Source organism: Methylobacterium sp. E-066, assembly GCF_022829635.1.
Lineage (GTDB): Bacteria > Pseudomonadota > Alphaproteobacteria > Rhizobiales > Beijerinckiaceae > Methylobacterium.
Genome location: NZ_JAKSYO010000063.1, coordinates 1 through 1,243, shown reverse-complemented (window position 1 = coordinate 1,243; position 1,243 = coordinate 1). Strand labels below are relative to the sequence as shown.

At 73.7% G+C, this 1,243-nt stretch carries 1 protein-coding gene; it reads right to left on the bottom strand.

Going from position 1 to position 1,243, the window contains the following annotated elements:
- Nucleotides 1-713 precede the first annotated feature (713 nt).
- The coding region (locus MKL20_RS07010; protein ID WP_313902709.1) for a TRCF domain-containing protein at nt 714-1,243 on the bottom strand (530 nt) is incomplete at its 5' end.

Below are 1,243 nucleotides of genomic sequence, written 5' to 3'. Positions count from 1 at the left end.
TGTCGGCCGTGGCAATGGCCAGGCCGGCGGAGCGGCGCGTGCCGCAGGGCCCCTCTCCCGTGCGGGCTAGCGGATTCCCACAGCGCTGCCGGAGTAGGGCCCAGGCTAACCCCAAGCGCGTCGCCCGCCACCCTATGCGGGGGAGGGTGTCCCCTCGTTCCGCAGGGGTCGGGGGAGGGGATGCCGGGTTCAGGAAGGGGCGCGCCTGCCAGGGCTGGCGAAGTCCTGCTCTGCACCGGTGTGCCGCTCTACGGTCACCCTTCGGGGGTCACCCTCCCCCGCAGAGGGGGGAGGGAAGGCGCGTGTCCGCCTCGGAGAGACTTCTCTTGTAGCCGAAAGCCATCCGGACTGCGTTCTGTGAATTTGCTAGCCCGAACGGGAGAGGGAGCGCGCCGCGGGATCCAGAACGCCTGTGCCTCAAACCTGTGTAGGCCCGGGCGTGGACGGACGACAGGCCGGGTGCCCGCCTTGCACGGGGTTCATGGGCACCCGGCCATGCGGCCGTACCGGAGACGAAAGGGCAAGAGACCCCGGTACAACGGCGGGACCCGACCGATCCGGCGCGCCAGCCCGTGGCGCGCGGAGTCCCGGTCGGGGTATGGCCCGCCGCAGATGGGCCGCGGCGGGCCCGCTGTCACTGATACGTTCGTACCGGTCCGGCCCCGGCAGCCCTCACAAGCGCGTGACCGTGAGGGCTGCCGACGAGAACCGCCTCAGGCGGCGCGCTCCCGGGCGGACCGGATGCGGTCGAGGAGATCACCGGCCAGCCCGGCGCGGGCCTCGGCATCGGCGCAGGGCCGGCGCCAGACCACGCGGCCCTGGCGCAGGACGATCCCGTCCTCGGCGGCCATCGGCGGCAGGGGCCGGTCGGACCGGAGATCGGCCGCGACACCCTGCGGGCCGCCGCTGAGCCGGGCGACGCCCAGCCCGCAGCAGGCGGCGCGCAGCCGCGCCAGGGTGAACAGGGCCAGGACCGGCGCCGGGGCTGCGCCGAAGCGGTCCTCGACCTCCCCGGCCAGGGCTTCGATCGCCTCGCCGTCGCGCAGGCGCAGCAGCCGCGTGTACAGGCTCAGGCGGATCTCCGGCTCCGGCACGTAATCTTCCGGGATCCGGCTCGGCAGGCCGATCTCGATCTCCGGGCTCCAATCCTCGGCCGGCTCGCCCTTGGCGGCGGTGAGCGCCAGCTGCAGCAGGTGCTGGTAGAGGCCGAGCCCGACGAGCTTGGCGTGACCCGCCTGATCCT